This window comes from Stenotrophomonas sp. 05N37 (genome assembly GCF_056397365.1).
The window spans coordinates 501,754-519,236 of record NZ_JBFTNG010000001.1 but is presented as its reverse complement, the minus strand read 5'-3'; the positions used below and the strand labels follow the sequence as shown (position 1 = coordinate 519,236).

Annotated in this window: 18 protein-coding genes and 1 tRNA gene; 17 read left to right on the top strand and 2 right to left on the bottom strand. The window is 65.9% G+C overall.

Features of this window, described 5'->3' with window-relative positions:
* The first annotated feature begins 32 nt into the window (after window positions 1-32).
* Complete coding sequence (accD, locus tag AC1DGC_RS02415) at window positions 33-917, top strand: acetyl-CoA carboxylase, carboxyltransferase subunit beta (protein ID WP_259205613.1); 885 nt, start codon at window positions 33-35, stop codon at window positions 915-917.
* Entirely contained in the window at window positions 917-2,284 is a 1,368-nt protein-coding gene (glmM, locus tag AC1DGC_RS02410; RefSeq protein ID WP_478047137.1) for a phosphoglucosamine mutase, read from the top strand. The genes accD and glmM overlap by 1 nt, the downstream gene beginning before the upstream one ends.
* A 107-nt stretch (window positions 2,285-2,391) precedes the next feature.
* Here the strand turns inward: glmM and AC1DGC_RS02405 are convergent, their stop codons facing one another.
* Complete coding sequence (locus AC1DGC_RS02405; RefSeq protein ID WP_478047136.1) at window positions 2,392-3,246, bottom strand: polysaccharide deacetylase family protein; 855 nt, start codon at window positions 3,244-3,246, stop codon at window positions 2,392-2,394.
* A complete protein-coding gene (locus tag AC1DGC_RS02400; protein WP_478047135.1) occupies window positions 3,233-4,525 on the bottom strand; it encodes a glycosyltransferase family 4 protein in 1,293 nt (430 codons plus the stop codon). Before AC1DGC_RS02400 ends, AC1DGC_RS02405 begins: the two co-directional genes overlap by 14 nt.
* A gap of 193 nt (window positions 4,526-4,718) precedes the next feature.
* Between AC1DGC_RS02400 and AC1DGC_RS02395 the strand changes: the two genes are divergently transcribed.
* The 15 genes from AC1DGC_RS02395 (at window position 4,719) to nuoK (ending at window position 17,480) form a co-directional block, all read left to right on the top strand.
* Entirely contained in the window at window positions 4,719-5,654 is a 936-nt protein-coding gene (locus tag AC1DGC_RS02395; RefSeq protein WP_259205595.1) for an isopenicillin N synthase family dioxygenase, read from the top strand.
* 563 nt (window positions 5,655-6,217) lie between these two features.
* The gene (tpiA, locus tag AC1DGC_RS02390) at window positions 6,218-6,973 is read left to right on the top strand and encodes a triose-phosphate isomerase (protein WP_259205593.1); all 756 of its coding nucleotides are present in this window, start codon (window positions 6,218-6,220) and stop codon (window positions 6,971-6,973) included.
* 54 nt (window positions 6,974-7,027) lie between these two features.
* Complete coding sequence (gene secG / locus AC1DGC_RS02385; RefSeq protein ID WP_478047134.1) at window positions 7,028-7,468, top strand: preprotein translocase subunit SecG; 441 nt, start codon at window positions 7,028-7,030, stop codon at window positions 7,466-7,468.
* 63 nt (window positions 7,469-7,531) lie between these two features.
* A tRNA-Leu gene (locus AC1DGC_RS02380) sits at window positions 7,532-7,616 on the top strand.
* 113 nt (window positions 7,617-7,729) lie between these two features.
* Window positions 7,730-8,086 carry an NADH-quinone oxidoreductase subunit A gene (locus tag AC1DGC_RS02375; protein ID WP_038691968.1) on the top strand — a complete coding sequence of 119 codons (357 nt, stop codon included), beginning with the start codon at window positions 7,730-7,732 and terminating at the stop codon, window positions 8,084-8,086.
* Window positions 8,077-8,631: a NuoB/complex I 20 kDa subunit family protein gene (locus tag AC1DGC_RS02370; protein WP_259205588.1), complete on the top strand. Its 555-nt coding sequence runs from the start codon at window positions 8,077-8,079 to the stop codon at window positions 8,629-8,631. Before AC1DGC_RS02375 ends, AC1DGC_RS02370 begins: the two co-directional genes overlap by 10 nt.
* Before the next feature lie 32 nt (window positions 8,632-8,663).
* Window positions 8,664-9,416, top strand: a complete 753-nt coding sequence (locus AC1DGC_RS02365; RefSeq protein ID WP_259205586.1) for an NADH-quinone oxidoreductase subunit C — start codon at window positions 8,664-8,666, stop codon at window positions 9,414-9,416.
* Window positions 9,417-9,505: 89 nt separating this feature from the next.
* The gene (locus AC1DGC_RS02360) at window positions 9,506-10,735 is read left to right on the top strand and encodes an NADH-quinone oxidoreductase subunit D (protein ID WP_259206509.1); all 1,230 of its coding nucleotides are present in this window, start codon (window positions 9,506-9,508) and stop codon (window positions 10,733-10,735) included.
* A gap of 94 nt (window positions 10,736-10,829) precedes the next feature.
* Window positions 10,830-11,357 carry an NADH-quinone oxidoreductase subunit NuoE gene (gene nuoE / locus AC1DGC_RS02355; protein WP_121038421.1) on the top strand — a complete coding sequence of 176 codons (528 nt, stop codon included), beginning with the start codon at window positions 10,830-10,832 and terminating at the stop codon, window positions 11,355-11,357.
* A 3-nt stretch (window positions 11,358-11,360) separates the two neighbouring features.
* Window positions 11,361-12,701: an NADH-quinone oxidoreductase subunit NuoF gene (gene nuoF / locus AC1DGC_RS02350; protein WP_259205581.1), complete on the top strand. Its 1,341-nt coding sequence runs from the start codon at window positions 11,361-11,363 to the stop codon at window positions 12,699-12,701.
* Window positions 12,698-14,932 (top strand): NADH-quinone oxidoreductase subunit NuoG, encoded by a 2,235-nt coding sequence (gene nuoG / locus AC1DGC_RS02345; protein WP_478047133.1) that lies wholly within the window; start codon window positions 12,698-12,700, stop codon window positions 14,930-14,932. The genes nuoF and nuoG overlap by 4 nt, the downstream gene beginning before the upstream one ends.
* The gene (gene nuoH / locus AC1DGC_RS02340; protein ID WP_259205569.1) at window positions 14,929-16,020 is read left to right on the top strand and encodes an NADH-quinone oxidoreductase subunit NuoH; all 1,092 of its coding nucleotides are present in this window, start codon (window positions 14,929-14,931) and stop codon (window positions 16,018-16,020) included. Before nuoG ends, nuoH begins: the two co-directional genes overlap by 4 nt.
* A 3-nt stretch (window positions 16,021-16,023) precedes the next feature.
* Window positions 16,024-16,512 carry an NADH-quinone oxidoreductase subunit NuoI gene (gene nuoI / locus AC1DGC_RS02335; protein ID WP_038687244.1) on the top strand — a complete coding sequence of 163 codons (489 nt, stop codon included), beginning with the start codon at window positions 16,024-16,026 and terminating at the stop codon, window positions 16,510-16,512.
* 6 nt (window positions 16,513-16,518) lie between these two features.
* The gene (locus AC1DGC_RS02330) at window positions 16,519-17,178 is read left to right on the top strand and encodes an NADH-quinone oxidoreductase subunit J (protein WP_259205557.1); all 660 of its coding nucleotides are present in this window, start codon (window positions 16,519-16,521) and stop codon (window positions 17,176-17,178) included.
* Window positions 17,175-17,480, top strand: a complete 306-nt coding sequence (nuoK, locus tag AC1DGC_RS02325; RefSeq protein WP_017355932.1) for an NADH-quinone oxidoreductase subunit NuoK — start codon at window positions 17,175-17,177, stop codon at window positions 17,478-17,480. The genes AC1DGC_RS02330 and nuoK overlap by 4 nt, the downstream gene beginning before the upstream one ends.
* Window positions 17,481-17,483 lie beyond the last annotated feature (3 nt).

Below are 17,483 nucleotides of genomic sequence, written 5' to 3'. Positions count from 1 at the left end.
CCGGGCCGCCCTGAACGGAAGTAGCATCCCGCATGAGTTGGCTCAGCAAGTTGATGCCGTCTGGCATCCGCACCGACAACGTCCCCAGCAAGAAGCGCAGCGTCCCCGAGGGCCTGTGGGAGAAGTGCAGCAACTGCGGCAGCGCGCTGTACGGTCCTGAGCTGGAAGAGAACCTGGAAGTCTGTCCCAAGTGTGGCCACCACATGGCCATCCGCGCCCGCGCCCGCCTGGCCTCGCTGTTCGATGCGGACAGCACCACCGAGATCGCCGCGCGCCTGGGACCGACGGACCTGCTCAAGTTCAAGGACCAGAAGAAGTACAGCGAGCGCATCAAGGCCTCGCAGAAGAACACCGGCGAGTACGACGCATTGATCGCCATGCAGGGCCTGCTCAAGGGGCGCCCGCTGGTGGCCTCGGCCTTCGACTTCGCCTTCATGGGGGGCTCGATGGGCTCGGTGGTCGGCGAGCGTTTCTCGCTGGCCGCTGAGAAGGCCCTGGACATCGGCGCTCCCTACGTGTGCTTCTCCGCCAGTGGCGGCGCACGCATGCAGGAAGGCCTGTTCTCGCTGATGCAGATGGCCAAGACCTCGGCCGCGCTCGGCAAGCTGCGCGAAGCGGGCCTGCCCTACATCTCGGTGTTGACCCACCCGACCACCGGGGGCGTGTCGGCATCGTTCGCGATGCTGGGCGACATCAACATCGCCGAACCGCAGGCGCTGATCGGCTTCGCCGGCCCGCGCGTGATCGAACAGACCGTGCGCGAGAAGCTGCCGGAAGGCTTCCAACGCTCCGAGTTCCTGCTTGAGCACGGTGCCATCGACCAGATCTGCGACCGCCGCGAGATGCGCGAGCGCCTGGCCGACCTGCTGGCCCTCCTGGGCCGCCAGCCGGCACCGGTCGCGGACGAGGCGGCCTGATGGGGGGCCGCAAGTACTTCGGCACCGACGGCATCCGCGGTCGGGTCGGGCAGGGCGTGATCTCGGCTGACTTCGTGCTGCGCCTGGGCAATGCGCTCGGCCGCGTGCTGACCGAACGCAACGGCCACCGTCCCGGGCACCGCCCGGTGGTGGTGATCGGCAAGGACACGCGCATTTCCGGTTACATGTTCGAAGCCGCGCTGGAGGCCGGCCTGGTTGCCGGCGGCGTGGACGTGCAGTTGCTCGGCCCGATGCCGACCCCGGCCGTGGCGTTCCTCACCCGCACCCTCGGTGCCGACGCCGGCATCGTCATCAGCGCCTCGCACAACCCGCACTACGACAACGGCATCAAGTTCTTCTCCGCCGATGGCGAGAAGCTCGACGATGCCACCGAGCTGGCGCTGGAAGCGGCGCTGGACGGGGCGTTCACCACCGCCGAGTCCGACCGGCTCGGCAAGGCGATGCGCGCGCGCGATGCCGTCGGCCGCTACATCGAGTTCTGCAAGGCCAGCGTGCCGCGCGCCTTCGACCTGCGTGGGCTGAAGATCGTGCTGGACTGCGCGCACGGGGCCACCTACCACATCGCACCGCTGCTGTTTCGCGAGCTGGGGGCGGAGGTGGTCACCATCGGCGCCGAACCCAACGGCGTCAACATCAACGATGGCGTCGGCTCGATGCACATCGACAACCTCGCCGCGAAGGTGCGCGAGGTGGGGGCAGACCTGGGCATCGCCTTCGACGGCGACGGCGACCGCGTGCTGATGGCCGACGACCAGGGCAATCCGGTCGACGGCGACGACCTGCTGTACGTGCTGGCCTCGTCCTGGCAGCGCAATGGCCGCCTGCGCGGCCCGGTGGTGGGCACGCTGATGACCAACTTCGGCCTGGAACAGGCGCTGGAGCGCATCGGCCTGCCGTTCGTGCGCAGCAACGTCGGCGACCGCTACGTGCACCAGGCCCTGGTCGAAGGTCGCGGCGTGCTCGGTGGCGAAGCCTCCGGCCACCTGCTGTGCCTGGACCGCGCCACCACGGGCGATGCCATCGTGAGCGCGCTGCAGGTGCTGGAAGTGCTGCGCCGTGAGGGCCACAGCCTGCGCCAGTCGCTGCAAGGCCTGCACAAGGTGCCGCAGAAGACGGTCAACGTGCGCCTCGGCGATGTGTCGGCCAAGGCCACGGTGCAGGCGGAGACGGTGCAGGCGGCGCTGGTTGCCGCCCAGCAGGCCGTGCAGGGCCGCGGCCGCGCGTTCCTGCGCCCGTCCGGGACCGAGCCGGTGGTGCGTGTCACCGTTGAAGCCGACACGGCCGAGCTGATGCAGTCCACGCTGGACAATCTGTCCAGCGCGGTCAAGGCAGCCGCTGCCGCCTGACGCGCGTCCGGCATGACGGTCGGTGTACCGACCAACGAAAACGCCCCGGGTTTCCGGGGCGTTTTCTGTTGCGGGCTGCCACGCATGGAGACGCCGGCGTTGCCGGCCTACGGCCCCGGCACCATCTTCTTCTGCCTGGCCTTGAAGCGATTGAACAGCGGCCCGATCAGCGGGTGGTAGCTCCAGGCGATGCGCTTGCGCAGCCAGCTGGCCGGACGGTTGCGGATGGCGAAACGATAGATGTGTTCCGGATCGCCGCCCACCACGTTGCGCCCGAACGGATGCGTCGTATGCAGGTAGCGGAAGCCCTGCGCGCGCGCGACCGGCAGGTAATCCTCGTCGAAATCGCCGTAGGGCCAGCACAGCGTGTCCGAGACCTCGCCCAGCTGCTGCTGCAGTACCAGGCGCGCCATCGACAGATCGCGGGTAATGCCCTCGCGCTTCTGCTCGCGGCTGATGTCCTGCTTCATCCAGCGCGTATGCGTGTGCGTGTGGCAATGCACTTCGAACGTGCCGGCGGCGATCATCTCGCGCGCTTCGCTCCAGCGCATCATCACATCATCGGCGCGGCCCTCGCGCAGGATCGCCGCCTCGCAGCCGCGGTGGTCCGGCGTTTCCGGCAGGGTGGCACCGGCCTGGCCGGCATGCGGCCGCGCGGGGCCTTCGCCCATCCAGCCGGTCACCACGAACACCACCGCATGCATGCCGTATTTCTGCAGGATCGGATGCGCGTACACCCAGTTGTCCAGGTAGCCGTCATCGAAGGTGATCACGATCGACCTGCGCGGTACCGGCTTGCCGGCCAGGAAGTCGGCGTACTGCGCCAGGGTCAGCGAGGTCCAGCCGTTGCGGGCCAGCCACGCGATCTGGCTCTCGAAATTCTCCGGCGACACCGTGATCATGCCCGGCGAGGGGCTGACGTGGTGGTGCATCAATACCGGCACGGATCTAGCGTTGGCCATGGCCCAGTTCCTTCAACCACTGGTGGTAGTAGTGTTCGGTCGCTTCGGTATGCCCCGACGGGGTGAAGCGTTGGGCGGTGCGCATCCATTCCCAGCCGGCACGGCCCATGCGCTGGCGCTGCTCGGGGTTCTCGACCAGGGTCTGCAGTGCGTGGCTGAGCGCGTCCCGATCGCCGAGCGGGGCGAGCATAGCATTGCTGCCTTCGAGCACCATCTCCGGTACCCCGCCCACGCGCGTGGCCACGATCGGCACGCCCACGTGGGCCGCTTCCAGGAACACCGTGCCGGCCGCTTCCTTGTGCGTGGCCAGCGCGAAGATATCGAACGCGGCCATCAACCGGCACGCGCCCAGGCGGAAGCCGAGCAGGTGCACCTGCGCTTCCAGGCCGAGCTCGCGGCGCAACGCCACCAGCCTGTCCATCATCGGCTGGCCATCGCCCACGATCACCAGCTGCAGGTTGGGGTGCTGGCGGCAGAGCGGGGCGATCGCGTGCAGCAGGTCGATATGGCCCTTGGGCTCGCGCAACACCGCCACGCAGCCGACCACGATCTGCGCCGCATCAAAACCGAGCTCGCGGCGCACCTCCGCGCGGGTGTCCTGCACGCATTGCCACGGATCCTCGGCGTCGATCTGCGACCACTGCGGCGGCACCGCGATCGGCGGCACGATGCCGATGCGGCCATCGTCCACCCCGCGCGACACCAGCAACTGCTTGACGTAGCTGCTGACGGTCATCACCCGGTGCGGCAGGCCGGTGTAGGTAAGCAGCGAATTGATGGGGCTCATCAAATGGCGCGAGCGCACGACCAGGCGCGCGCCCCCCAGGCGTGCGCCCGCGGCGGCGATCAGGCTGTCGCGGCGGCTGGTGGTGTTGACCACGTCGAATCCATGGCGGGCCACCAGCTGTTTGACCGACCAGATGCCCCGCACCAGCCGCAGCAACCCGCCCATTTTCAGGTAATGCACGGTGAAGCCGGCTTCGCGTGCGGTCTCGCCCAGGCGGGCCCCGGGCTGGCACAGCAGGGACACGTCGTGACCGCGGTCGCGCATGGCCAGCATGTGGCGATAGATATAGATCTCCTGGCCGCCGAATCCCTTGGCGGCCTCGGTGTGCAGGATCTTCAGCGGCGCGAATGCCGCCGGGGCATTCACCGCTGACCTGTCCAGGACCGGGGTGGCGCGCCGGGGTACGGGCGCGGCGGTCACCGTGCCATGCGCCGTGAGCGCCTGGTTCGGGGACAGGGAAGGGGCGGGAACGCTGGGGTGGAAAGCATCCATGGAGCGGCTCGGGTGGCGCAGGAGGGCAGGGGACGTGGCGGCGGCTGCGTCGGCGACCCGTCCAATCGAGGCGGGCGGCGCATTGTATCGGTTTGTATCTTTGTATCGGCAGTGCCGGTGGTCGGATCTGGCACAATGTTCAGCCGGGCCACAGTGGTGGCCCGCGACCCATCCGAACTAGCCAGGAACCGCTGTGAGCCAGATCCCGACCCTCGATATCACCCGTTTCGATAGTGACCGCGACGCGTTCGTCGCCGAACTGGGCGCGGCCTACCGCGAATGGGGATTCGCGGGCATCCGCAACCACGGCATCCCGCAGGCCGACATCGACGCCGCCTACGAGGTCTTCAAGGCCTTCTTCGCGCTGCCGGAGGAGACCAAGCGCAAGTATCACGTGCCGGGCAGTGGCGGTGCGCGCGGCTACACGGCATTCGGGGTGGAGACGGCCAAGGGCTCGCAGCACTTCGACCTGAAGGAGTTCTGGCACATCGGTCGCGAGATCCCGGATGACTCCAAGTACCGGGACGTGATGGCGCCGAACCTGTGGCCGAGCGAGGTCCCGGGCTTCCGCGAGCGCGGCTACGGCCTGTACCAGGCGCTGGACCAGTTGGGCTCGCGGGTGCTGTCGGCATTGGCCCTTCACATCGGCCTGCCGGAAGACTTCTTCGCCGACAAGACCAACAACGGCAATTCGATCCTGCGCCCGATCCACTACCCGCCGATCACCGCGGAGAACATCCCGAACGTGCGCGCCGGCGCGCATGGGGACATCAACTTCATCACGCTGCTGGTGGGGGCGAGCGCGGCCGGGCTGGAAGTGCAGGCGCACGATGGCAAGTGGGTGCCGTTCACGTCGGACGCGGACACGATCGTGGTCAACATCGGCGACATGCTGCAGCGCCTGACCAACCATGTGTACCCGTCGACCATCCACCGCGTGGTCAACCCCCCGGGTGAGCAGGCGCGCCAGCCGCGCTATTCGGTGCCGTTCTTCCTGCACCCGAACCCGGATTATCTGATCGACGTGCTGCCGACCTGCATCACCCCGGAAAACCCGAGCCGCTACCCGGAGCCGATCACGGCCCACGGTTTCCTGGAAGAGCGCCTGCGCGAGATCAAGCTGAAGTAAGCGATCCGTCGGGACAAACGAGAAGGCCGCCGCAAGGCGGCCTTCTTCATTCCGCGCCGTGCCGGCTTCTGGCTGGCTCCAGGCACTGCTGCCCTGGCTGCATTCGGCTATTCGCTGCCCCGTGCAGTGCTCGCCCCCGACAGATTGCCTCGGCGGAGGGCAGGGCAGATTCAACGCCGCCCCGACGCTTCGTCGCCGTCCCATGCAGGCCGACACACTGTCAGAGGGCGGGCGTGGGTGGGTTGGCGGGGCCGTTATGCGCCATGGATGGCGCATAACGAGCCCCATGGGTGAGAGCGCATTGCTTGCGAGGCACTGCCTCGCATGCGTTCGAACGCACAGCCGCCAGCGGCTGGGCCGGGCCGCGGAGCGGGGTGCACGGCGTGTCCCGCCAACCCACCCATGCTCGCCCAGCCCGGGACGTCCCCTGCTGCCGTTGCCGTTGCTTTTGACTCGAGCCCGCAGCGAAAAATAAATATCCAATTGAAATGTAAGCGTTTTCCCACCAACGCCATTTCGTTTCATCCGTTATCATGGGCGGCTGATACCAATGGAGCACCGCCATGCGCCGCAAGATCGTCGCCGGTAACTGGAAGCTGCACGGCAGCCGCCAATTCGCCACGGACCTGGTCAGCGACCTGGTTGCCAGCCTCCCGTGTGACGGCGTCGACGTGGTGATCCTGCCCCCGCTGCCCTACCTGGGCGAGCTGGTCGAGGCCTTCGAGGGCCGCGCCATCGCTTTCGGCTCGCAGGACGTCAGCTCCAATGAAAAGGGCGCCTACACCGGCGAGGTCTCCGCCGCGATGCTGGCCGAAGTCGGCGCCCGCTATGGCCTGGTCGGGCACTCCGAGCGTCGCCAGTACCACGCTGAAAGCAGTGAGCTGGTCGCCCGCAAGTTCGCCGCCGCCCTGCATGCCGGGCTGGTGCCGGTCCTGTGCGTGGGTGAGACCCTCGAGCAGCGCGAGGCGGGCCAGACCGAGCAGGTCATCGCCGGCCAGCTCGCTCCGGTCCTCGATCTGGTCGGCCCGGCCGGCTTCCAGCATGCGGTTGTCGCCTATGAGCCGGTCTGGGCGATCGGCACCGGCCGCACCGCCTCCAAGGAGCAGGCCCAGCAGGTCCATGCGTTCATCCGTGGCGAAGTGGCCAAGCTCGATGCTAGAATCGCTGATTCGTTGCCGATCCTGTACGGCGGCAGCGTGAAGCCCGACAACGCAGGGGAACTGTTCGCGCAGCCCGATGTCGATGGTGGGCTGGTGGGCGGCGCCTCGTTGGTAGCCGCGGACTTCCTGGCCATCGTCGATGCGGCGGCCGGGCGCTGATTCGTAATGTTGCCGGCTGACCGCCGGCACGACATGTCCGAGGACGGATTCGAAATGCTGATGTTGATCCTCAATGTGGTCTACGTGCTGGTGGCGGTCGCCATGATCGCGCTCATCCTGATGCAGCGTGGTTCCGGTGCGGCCGCAGGGTCGGGTTTCGGCGCCGGCGCCTCGGGGACCGTGTTCGGCGCGCGTGGCGCGTCCAACTTCCTGTCCAAGTCGACCAAGTGGCTGGCCGTGGTGTTCTTCGGCATCAGTCTCTTCATGGCCTGGTACGCCAGCCATGGTTCGCGTCCGGCCAGCGGCCAGGACCTCGGCCTGATGTCGGCTCCGGCCGCATCCGCGCCGGCCGCCCCGGCAGGTGAGCTGCCGGCCGTGCCCAAGGCCCCGGAAACCGCTGTCCAGCAGCCGGTTCCGCAGTCAACTGTGCCGGCTCAGGCGGAAACTCCGAAATCTGGTGAAGAAAAGCCTTCGGAAGGCACCCAGACTCGCTGAAGACGGTTACAATATGCGGCGCACTGAGGGAATCCGATAGGAACCCCCTTGCTGCGAACGTAAGCCCAGGTGGCGGAATTGGTAGACGCACTACCTTGAGGTGGTAGCGACGAGAGTCGTAGGGGTTCGAGTCCCCTCTTGGGCACCATTTTGTTTGTAAGCGGGTTCGTCTGGCGCGCAAAGCGCCAGGTAGCGGTATCCGTCCACTCCCCCATGCCAAAGCGCCTGCAGGCGCAGCGGCAGAGGCAAGAGAGAATCGCTGTGCTGGCCGAATATTTGCCGTCTCTGCTGTTTCTGATCGTTGCCACCGGTATCGGCGTATCGCTGATGCTGGTCGGCCGATTCCTCGGTCCACGACGTCCTGATCTGAAAAAGCTCTCGCCGTACGAATGCGGCTTCGAGGCTTTCGAGGACGCGCGCATGAAGTTCGATGTGCGCTACTACCTGATCGCGATCCAGTTCATCGTATTTGACTTGGAAATCATCTTCATCGTGCCGTGGACCCAGGTCTTCATGGAGCTGGGCGCACGTTCGCTGGTCACGATGGGCCTCTTCGTAGGCATGCTTTTCCTCGGTTTCATTTACGTCTGGAAGAAGGGAGCGCTGGAATGGGAGTGATTCAGACGCTCGACGGCCTGATGAACAACCCGGTCCCGGAAGGGCGGGTCGACGACATCCTGCGCCCCGAGGGCGACAACCCGCTGCTGGAAAAGGGTTACCTGACCACCAGCGTCGACGCCCTGCTGAACTGGGCGCGTACCGGGTCGATGTGGCCGATGACCTTCGGCCTGGCCTGCTGCGCCGTCGAAATGATGCATGCCGGTGCCGCGCGCCTGGACCTTGACCGCTACGGCGTGGTGTTCCGCCCGTCGCCGCGTCAGTCCGACGTGATGATCGTGGCCGGCACCCTGGTCAACAAGATGGCCCCGGCGCTGCGCAAGGTCTACGACCAGATGCCGGACCCGAAGTGGGTCATCTCCATGGGCAGCTGCGCCAACGGTGGCGGCTACTACCACTACTCCTATGCAGTGGTTCGTGGCTGTGACCGCGTGGTGCCGGTGGACGTTTACGTCCCGGGCTGCCCGCCAACCGCTGAAGCGCTGGTGTACGGGATCCTGCAGTTGCAGAAGAAGATCTGGCGTACGCAGACCATCGCCCGCTGACCTCCCTCCTGACTAGAGCACGCCAAGCCCCCATGGCAGAGCAAGCACCTTCCTTCATCGACCGACTCTCCGCACGTTTTGCTGGTGCGCAGGTCTTCGTGGTCGAACCCCGCGGCGAAGTGACGCTGGAAGTGCCCGCCGCTGACTGGCATGCCACCGCTGTGGCGCTGCGCGACGAATTCGGTTTCGAGCAGGCCGTGGATCTCTGTGGCCTGGACTACCTCGGTTACGGCAGCGACGAATGGGACACGGCCGATGTGTCGTCCCAGGGCTTCAGCCGTGGCGTCGAGGGCAAGTCCGTCGGCCGTTTCGCGTGGGGCGAGTTCCCCACCCGCGAAACCAGCGACGGCGCCCAGCCGCAGCCGATCCCGCTGCAGCGTTTCGCCGTGGTCGCCCAGCTGCGTTCCTACCAGCACAACCTCACCATGCGCATCCGCTGCTTCGCGCCGAACGAGGAACTGCCGGTGGTCGCCTCGCTGACCGACGTCTGGCCGGGCCTGAACTGGTTCGAGCGCGAGGCGTTCGACCTGTATGGCGTGATCTTCGAAGGCCATCCGGACCTGCGCCGGATCCTCACCGACTACGGCTTCGTCGGCCACCCGTTCCGCAAGGATTTCCCGCTGATCGGCAACGTCGAAGTGCGCTACGACGAAGAGAAGAAGCGCGTGATCTACGAGCCGGTCACCTCGGTGGAGCCGCGTGTCGGCGTGCCGCGCGTGATCCGTGACGATGCCCGTTTCCAGACCGCTGCCGGCGAAAGCGCGCAGTCGGAGGCAGTAAAGTGAGTGCTGATCTGAGCAAGCGTGAACCCCAGGCCCACCAGGCCTTTGCGAGCAACCCGGCCGAACTGCGCCAGGAAATCCGCAACTACACCATGAACTTCGGCCCGCAGCATCCGGCCGCGCACGGTGTGCTGCGCCTGATCCTGGAAATGGACGGCGAAACCATCGTGCGTGCCGACCCCCACGTGGGCCTGCTGCACCGGGGTACCGAGAAGCTGGCCGAATCCAAGCCGTTCAACCAGTCGATCGGTTACATGGATCGCCTGGATTACGTGTCGATGATGTGCAACGAGCACGCCTACGTGCGCGCGATCGAAACCCTGATGGGGATCGAGGCGCCGGAGCGTGCGCAGTACATCCGCACCATGTTCGACGAAATCACCCGCATCCTGAACCACCTGATGTGGCTCGGGTCCAACGCGCTCGATCTGGGTGCGATGGCGGTCATGCTGTATGCCTTCCGCGAGCGCGAAGAGCTGATGGACTGCTATGAAGCGGTCTCCGGCGCACGCATGCACGCGGCGTACTACCGTCCGGGCGGCGTCTACCGCGACCTGCCGGACCGCATGCCCAAGTACAAGGAATCGCGCTGGCACAAGGGCAATGCCCTGAAGAACCTCAACGCCTCGCGCGAAGGTTCGCTGCTGGACTTCCTGGAGAACTTCACCGTCGAGTTCCCCAAGCGTGTCGACGAGTACGAAACCCTGCTCACCGACAACCGCATCTGGAAGCAGCGTACCGTCGGCATCGGCGTGGTCACCCCGGAACTGGCCCATGCCTGGGGCATGACCGGCGTGATGCTGCGCGGCTCGGGCGTTGCCTGGGACCTGCGCAAAAAGCAGCCGTACGCCAAGTACGACGCGGTCGATTTCGACATTCCGCTCGGCAAGGAAGGCGACTGCTACGACCGTTACCTGGTCCGCGTGGCCGAGATGCGCGAATCCAACCGCATCATCAAGCAGTGCGTCACCTGGCTCAAGGCCAACCCCGGCCCGGTCATGGTCAAGAACTTCAAGGTCGCTCCGCCCAGCCGCGAGGACATGAAGGACGACATGGAAGCGCTGATCCATCACTTCAAGCTGTTCAGTGAAGGCTACTGCGTCCCGGTCGGCGAAACCTACGCTGCCGTCGAAGCGCCCAAGGGCGAGTTCGGCTGCTACCTGATGTCCGATGGCGCCAACAAGCCCTTCCGCGTGCACCTGCGCGCGCCGGGCTTTGCCCATCTGTCCTCGATCGACTCGATCGTGCGCGGGCACATGCTCGCCGACGTGGTGGCCATGATCGGCACCTACGATCTGGTGTTCGGCGAGGTCGACCGGTGATCCGGCCCGCATGCACGATGCCTGACACCCGCCGGCTGCTGCCGGCGCTGCAGGTTCTGGTTTTTAACGATTTCGTATTCGCTGAGGTCGGCCGATGAAGGCGACAGGTAATTTCGAGGCGGCGCGCGACGTCGACCCGATGGTGGTCTTGAACGACAAGACCCGTGCGCACATCGATCATTGGCTGGCCAAGTTCCCGCCGGATCGCAAGCGCTCGGCTGTCCTGCAGGGCCTGCACGCCGCACAGGAACAGAACGCAGGCTGGCTGACCGACGAGTTGATCGCCGGCGTCGCCAAGTACCTGGACCTGCCGCCGGTATGGGCCTACGAAGTGGCCAGCTTCTACTCGATGTTCGAGCTGGAGAAGGTCGGCCGCCACAACGTCGCCTTCTGCACCAACATCAGCTGCTGGTTGAACGGTGCCGAGGACCTGGTCGCGCATGCCGAGAAGAAGCTCGGCTGCAAGACCGGCCAGTCCACCGCCGACGGCCGCATCTACCTCAAGCGTGAAGAAGAATGCCTGGCCGGTTGCGCCGGTGCGCCGATGATGGTCATCAATGGCCATTACCACGAGCGCCTGACCGTCGAGAAAGTCGACGAGCTGCTGGACGGGTTGGAGTAAGACATGGCACATCATCACGCACCCAGTGGTCCGGTCGGTCCCGCACCGTTGCCGCACCAGGTGGTCTACACCACCCTGCATTACGACACCCCGTGGTCGTATGAGAGCTACCTCAAGACCGGCGGTTACGCCGCGCTGCGCAAGATCCTCGAAGAGAAGATCTCGCCGGAGCAGGTCATCGAGATGGTCAAGCAATCCAACCTGCGCGGCCGTGGCGGCGCGGGCTTCCCGACCGGCCTGAAGTGGTCCTTCATGCCCAAGGGCACGATGCAGAAGTACATCCTCTGCAACTCGGATGAATCCGAGCCGGGCACCTGCAAGGACCGCGACATCCTGCGCTACAACCCGCATTCGGTCGTGGAAGGCATGGCGATCGCCTGCTACGCCACCGGCTCGACCGTGGGCTACAACTACCTGCGCGGTGAGTTCCACCACGAGCCCTTCGAGAACTTCGAGCAGGCCCTGGCCGACGCGTACGCGAACGGCTGGCTGGGCAAGGACATCCTCGGCAGCGGCGTGGACATCGACATCTACGGTGCGCTCGGCGCCGGCGCCTACATCTGCGGCGAAGAAACCGCGCTGATGGAGTCGCTGGAAGGCAAGAAGGGCCAGCCGCGGTACAAGCCGCCGTTCCCGGCCAACTTCGGCCTGTACGGCAAGCCGTCGACGATCAACAACACCGAGACCTATGCCTCGGTGCCGGCGATCATCCGCAACGGTCCGGAGTGGTTCCAGGGCCTGAGCCTGACCAAGAACGGCGGTCCGAAGATCTTCTCGGTCTCCGGTTGCGTGCAGAAGGGCGGCAACTTCGAAGTGCCGCTCGGCACCACCTTCGACGACCTGCTGGAAATGGCCGGTGGCCTGAAGCCGGGCCGCACCCTCAAGGGCGCGGTCCCGGGCGGCGTCTCGATGCCGGTGCTGAAGGCCGACGAGCTCAAGGGCCTGCAGATGGACTACGACACCCTGCGTGCCCTCGGCACCGGGTTGGGGTCGGGTGCGATCGTGGTGCTGGACGACAGCGTCTGCTGCGTCAAGTTCGCCTGCCGCATCAGCCAGTTCTTCCACAAGGAATCCTGTGGCCAGTGCACCCCGTGCCGCGAAGGCACCGGCTGGATGCACCGCGTGCTCGAGCGCATCGTCGCCGGCAAGGCCACGATGGAAGACCTGCACCAGTTGAAGGCGGTGGCCGGCCAGATCGAAGGCCACACCATCTGCGCGTTCGGTGAAGCGGCGGCATGGCCCATCCAGGGCTTCCTGCGCCAGTTCTGGGACGAATTCGAGTATTACATCGTCAACGGTCATTCGATGGTTGACGGCAAGAAGGTGGAGGCAGCCGCTGCATGAGCGCGCAACCCGTAAATCCGAGCGTGCCACCGGACCACGTGACCGTCGAGATCGACGGCCAGTCGCTGGTCGTGCCCAAGGGCTCGATGATCATCCAGGCCGCCGACAAGGCCGGCATCCCGATCCCGCGCTTCTGCTACCACGAGAAGCTGCCGATCGCGGCCAACTGCCGCATGTGCCTGGTCGACGTGGAAAAGTCGCCCAAGCCGGCGCCGGCCTGCGCCACGCCGGTGACGGATGGCATGAAGGTCGCCACCCGCAGTGAAAAGGCGCTCAAGTTCCAGCGCTCGGTGATGGAATTCCTGCTGATCAACCACCCGCTGGATTGCCCGATCTGCGACCAGGGCGGCGAGTGCGAACTGCAGGACGTTTCGCTGGGCTATGGCCGTTCGGTCAGCCGCTTCAACGAGCGCAAGCGCGTGGTGCCCGACGAGGACATCGGTCCGCTGGTCGCCACCGAGATGACCCGCTGCATCCAGTGCACCCGCTGCGTCCGCTTCACCGCCGACGTTGCCGGTACCTACGAGCTGGGTGGCATGTACCGCGGTGAAAACCTGCAGATCGGCACCTACGACGGCAAGCCGCTGACCACCGAACTGTCCGGCAACGTCGTCGACGTGTGCCCGGTCGGTGCGCTGACCAACAAGGTGTTCCAGTTCCGCGCCCGTCCGTGGGAACTGACCGCGCGCGAATCGCTGGGCTACCACGACGCGATGGGCTCGAACCTGTTCCTGCACGTGCGTCGCGGCGAAGTGCTGCGCGCGGTGCCGCGCGACAACGAGTCGGTCAACGAATGCTGGCTGTCCGATCGCGACCGCTACTCGCACCAGGGCCTGTACAGCGAAGACCGTGCGGTCAAGCCGCTGCGCAAGGTCAACGGCGAGTGGAAGGAAGTGAGCTGGGCCGAAGGCCTGGCTGCGGCCACCGAGATCCTCAAGGCCAACCAGGGCGACCACCTCGGCGTGCTGGTGCATCCGTCCACTTCCAACGAGGAGGGCGCGCTGCTGGCTCGCCTGGCCACCGGCCTGGGCTCGAGCAACATCGACCACCGCATCAACAACCGCGACTTCTCCGACGCTGCCACCGCCGAGGCCTTTGGCCTGCCGCTGGCCGACATCGAAGGCGCCGACAGCATCGTGGTGCTGGGCAGCAACATCCGCCATGAGCTGCCGCTGCTGCACGCCCGCCTGCGCAAGGCGCAGACCACGCGCAACGCGAAGATCCACGCGGTCAACCCGGTGGACTTCGATTTCGCGTTCAAGCTGGCCAGCAAGCAGATCGTCGCCCCGTCGGCCTTCATCGACGCGCTCGGCAACGCCGACCTGCGCGATGCGGTCAAGGGCGCCAACAACGCCGTGCTGATCGTCGGTGCGATCGCCGAAAACCACCCGCAGGCCGCCGCGATCCGCGCCGCCGCGCGTGATTTCGCCGCCGCCACCGGCGCCAAGCTGTGCCGCATCCCGCAGGGCGCCAACGCGATCGGCCTGTCCCGTGCCGGCGTGCTGCCGGCCGGCAAGGACGTCAACGCCATGCTGGCCCAGCCGCGCAAGGCCTATGCGATCTACGGCATCGAGCCGGGCCTGGACTTCGCCGACGCCGCCGCTGCCCGCAAGGCACTGGCCGGTGCGCAGGTGGTGGCCTTCAGCCAGTTCGCCTGCGCCTCCACCCGCGACGTGGCCGACGTGATCCTGCCGATTGGCGCGCTGCCGGAAGTGGATGCCACCCTGACCAACCTCGATGGTCGCGAGCAGTCGGCCCGCGCCGGCGGCAAGCTGCCGGGCGAGGCGCGTGAAGGCTGGCGCGTGCTGCGTGCACTGGGCGGCGAACTGGCCCTGGCCGGTTTCGAGTTCACCGACCTGGCCGGCCTGCGTGCCAGCCTGGCCCCGGTCAGCGTCAGCGTTGCGGCCTCGGCGGCAACGCCGGTGGCGGGCGAGGGCCTGGAAGTGGCCTCGACGGCCGCGATCTACCGCACCGATGCGGTGGTCCGTCGCGCCCAGGCGCTGCAGTCGCATCCGCTCAACAACGCCCCGCGCATCGTGCTCAATGCCGCCGATGCCGCCCGCCTGCAGTTGGCGGAAGGGCAGATGGCCAAGGTCGGCACCGATGCCGGCCGCGCCACGCTGCCGGTGGTGGTCGACGCCCGCGTCGCCGCGGGTGCGGTCTGGATTGAATCGGGCCACGGTGCAACCGCGCCGCTGGGTGCCGCACGCGTAACGGTGGTGGCTGCATGAACGAAATGCTGTTGAACGCGGTCGACCCGCTGCACCAGTGGCTGCTGTCGCTGGGCGAGATCGGCGCGCTGCTCTGGATCATCCTGAAGATCCTGGTGATCGCCATGCCGGTGATCATCTCGGTGGCCTTCTTCGTGGTCTGGGAGCGCAAGCTGATCGGCTGGATGCACGTCCGCCACGGCCCGATGTACGTGGGCATGGGCATCTTCCAGGCCTTCGCCGACGTCTTCAAGCTGCTGTTCAAGGAAATCATCCAGCCGGCCAGCTCGCACAAGGCGATGTTCATCCTTGCGCCGTTGATCACGCTGGCCCCGGCCTTCGCGGCCTGGTCGGTGATTCCCTTCGACGCCAGAATCGTGCTGTCCAACGCCAACGCCGGCCTGCTGTACCTGTTGGCGATGACCTCGCTGGGCGTGTACGGCATCATCCTGGCCGGTTGGGCCTCCAACTCCAAGTACGCGTTCCTGGGTGCGATGCGCGCCTCGGCGCAGATGATCAGCTACGAAATCGCCATGGGCTTCGCCCTGGTCGGCGTGATGATCGCCTCGGGCAGCTTGAACCTGAGCAGCATCGTGATGGCGCAGGCCGGCAGTTCCGGTTTCTTCGACTGGTTCCTGCTGCCGCTGTTCCCGCTGTTCATCGTGTACTGGGTGTCCGGCGTGGCCGAAACCAACCGCGCGCCGTTCGACGTGGTGGAAGGCGAATCGGAAATCGTCGCCGGCCACATGGTCGAGTACTCCGGTGGTGCGTTCGCGCTGTTCTTCCTGGCCGAATACGCCAACATGATCCTGATCAGCTTCCTGATCTCGATCTTCTTCCTCGGCGGCTGGCTGAGCCCGATCCAGGGCTGGGTCACCGCGGACATCTCCCCGTGGATCGACTGGATCTGGAAGGGCGGTTGGCCGTGGCTGCTGCTGAAGGTGTTCTTCTTCGCCAGCGCCTACATCTGGTTCCGTGCCAGCTTCCCGCGCTTCCGTTACGACCAGATCATGCGTCTGGGCTGGAAGGTCTTCATCCCGCTCACCATCGCGTGGATTGCAGTGACGGCGTTGATGGTGTTCTACGGCGTGATCCAGAAGGGCGTCTAAGTGATGAACAGAATTACCCATTACTTCAAAAGCCTGCTGCTGCTTGAGCTGCTCGGCGGTCTGTGGCTGACCCTGAAGTACGCCTTCAAGCCCAAGTACACGCTGATGTACCCGATGGAAAAGTTCCCGCAGTCGCCGCGTTTCCGTGGCCTGCATGCGCTGCGCCGCTACCCCAACGGGGAAGAGCGCTGCATCGCCTGCAAGCTGTGCGAAGCGGTGTGCCCGGCACTGGCCATCACCATCGATTCGGCCAAGCGCGAGGACGGCAGCCGTCGTACCACCCGTTACGACATCGATCTGTTCAAGTGCATCTTCTGCGGCTTCTGCGAAGAAAGCTGCCCGGTGGACTCGATCGTCGAGACCCACATCCTCGAGTACCACTTCGAGAATCGTGGCGAGAACATCGTTACCAAGCCGCAGCTGCTGGCCATCGGTGATCGGCTTGAAGCCGAAATCGCCGAGCGTCGCGCCGCCGATGCCGCTTTCCGCTGAGGTCGAATGATGGATTGGGTAAATATCAGTTTCTGGGTCTTCTCCATCGTGGCGGGCATCTCCGCCGCGGCGGTGATCAGCGTGCGCAATCCGGTCTATGCCGTGTTGTGCCTGATCCTGACCTTCTTCTCCGTGGCCTGCATCTGGATCCTGGTCGGCGCCGAGTTCCTCGGCGTGGCGCTGGTGCTGGTGTATGTCGGCGCGGTCATGGTGCTGTTCCTGTTCGTGGTGATGATGCTGGACATCGACGCCAGCAACCTGCGCGAGGGTTGGGTCCGCTACCTGCCGATCGGCCTGCTGGTCGCCATCACCATGCTGGTGCAGATGCTGGTGCTGATCGGGGTGAAGGGCAGGGCGGTCAATCCGTTCCCGGCCGACAATGCCGCCGCGCTCGCCGCTGACAGCTCCAACATCACCTGGCTGGCGCGCAGCCTGTTCACCGAGTACCTGCTGCCGTTCGAGTTCGCCGCCGTCATCCTGACCGTGGCCGTCGTCGCGGCGGTGATGCTGACCCTGCGCCGCCGTACCGGCCTGAAGACGCAGAACCCGACCGAGCAGACCATGGTCAAGGGCAGCGATCGCCTGCGCGTGGTCAAGATGGACGCCGAAAAGCCGGTGATCCACACCAACACCCGGCCGTCCAGCGACGAGGAGGCAACGCCATGATCACCCTCGGCCATATCCTGGCGCTCGGCGCGCTGCTGTTCTGCATCAGCCTCGCCGGCATCTTCCTCAACCGCAAGAACATCATCGTGCTGCTGATGTCGGTCGAGTTGATGCTGCTGTCGGTCAACATCAATTTCGTCGGGTTCTCGCGTGAACTGGGTGATACGGCCGGACAGCTGTTCGTCTTCTTCATCCTGACCGTGGCCGCGGCCGAGGCCGCCATCGGCCTCGCGATCCTGGTAACCCTGTTCCGTAACCGCCGCACCATCAATGTCGGCGAAGTCGATTCGCTGAAGGGCTGATCC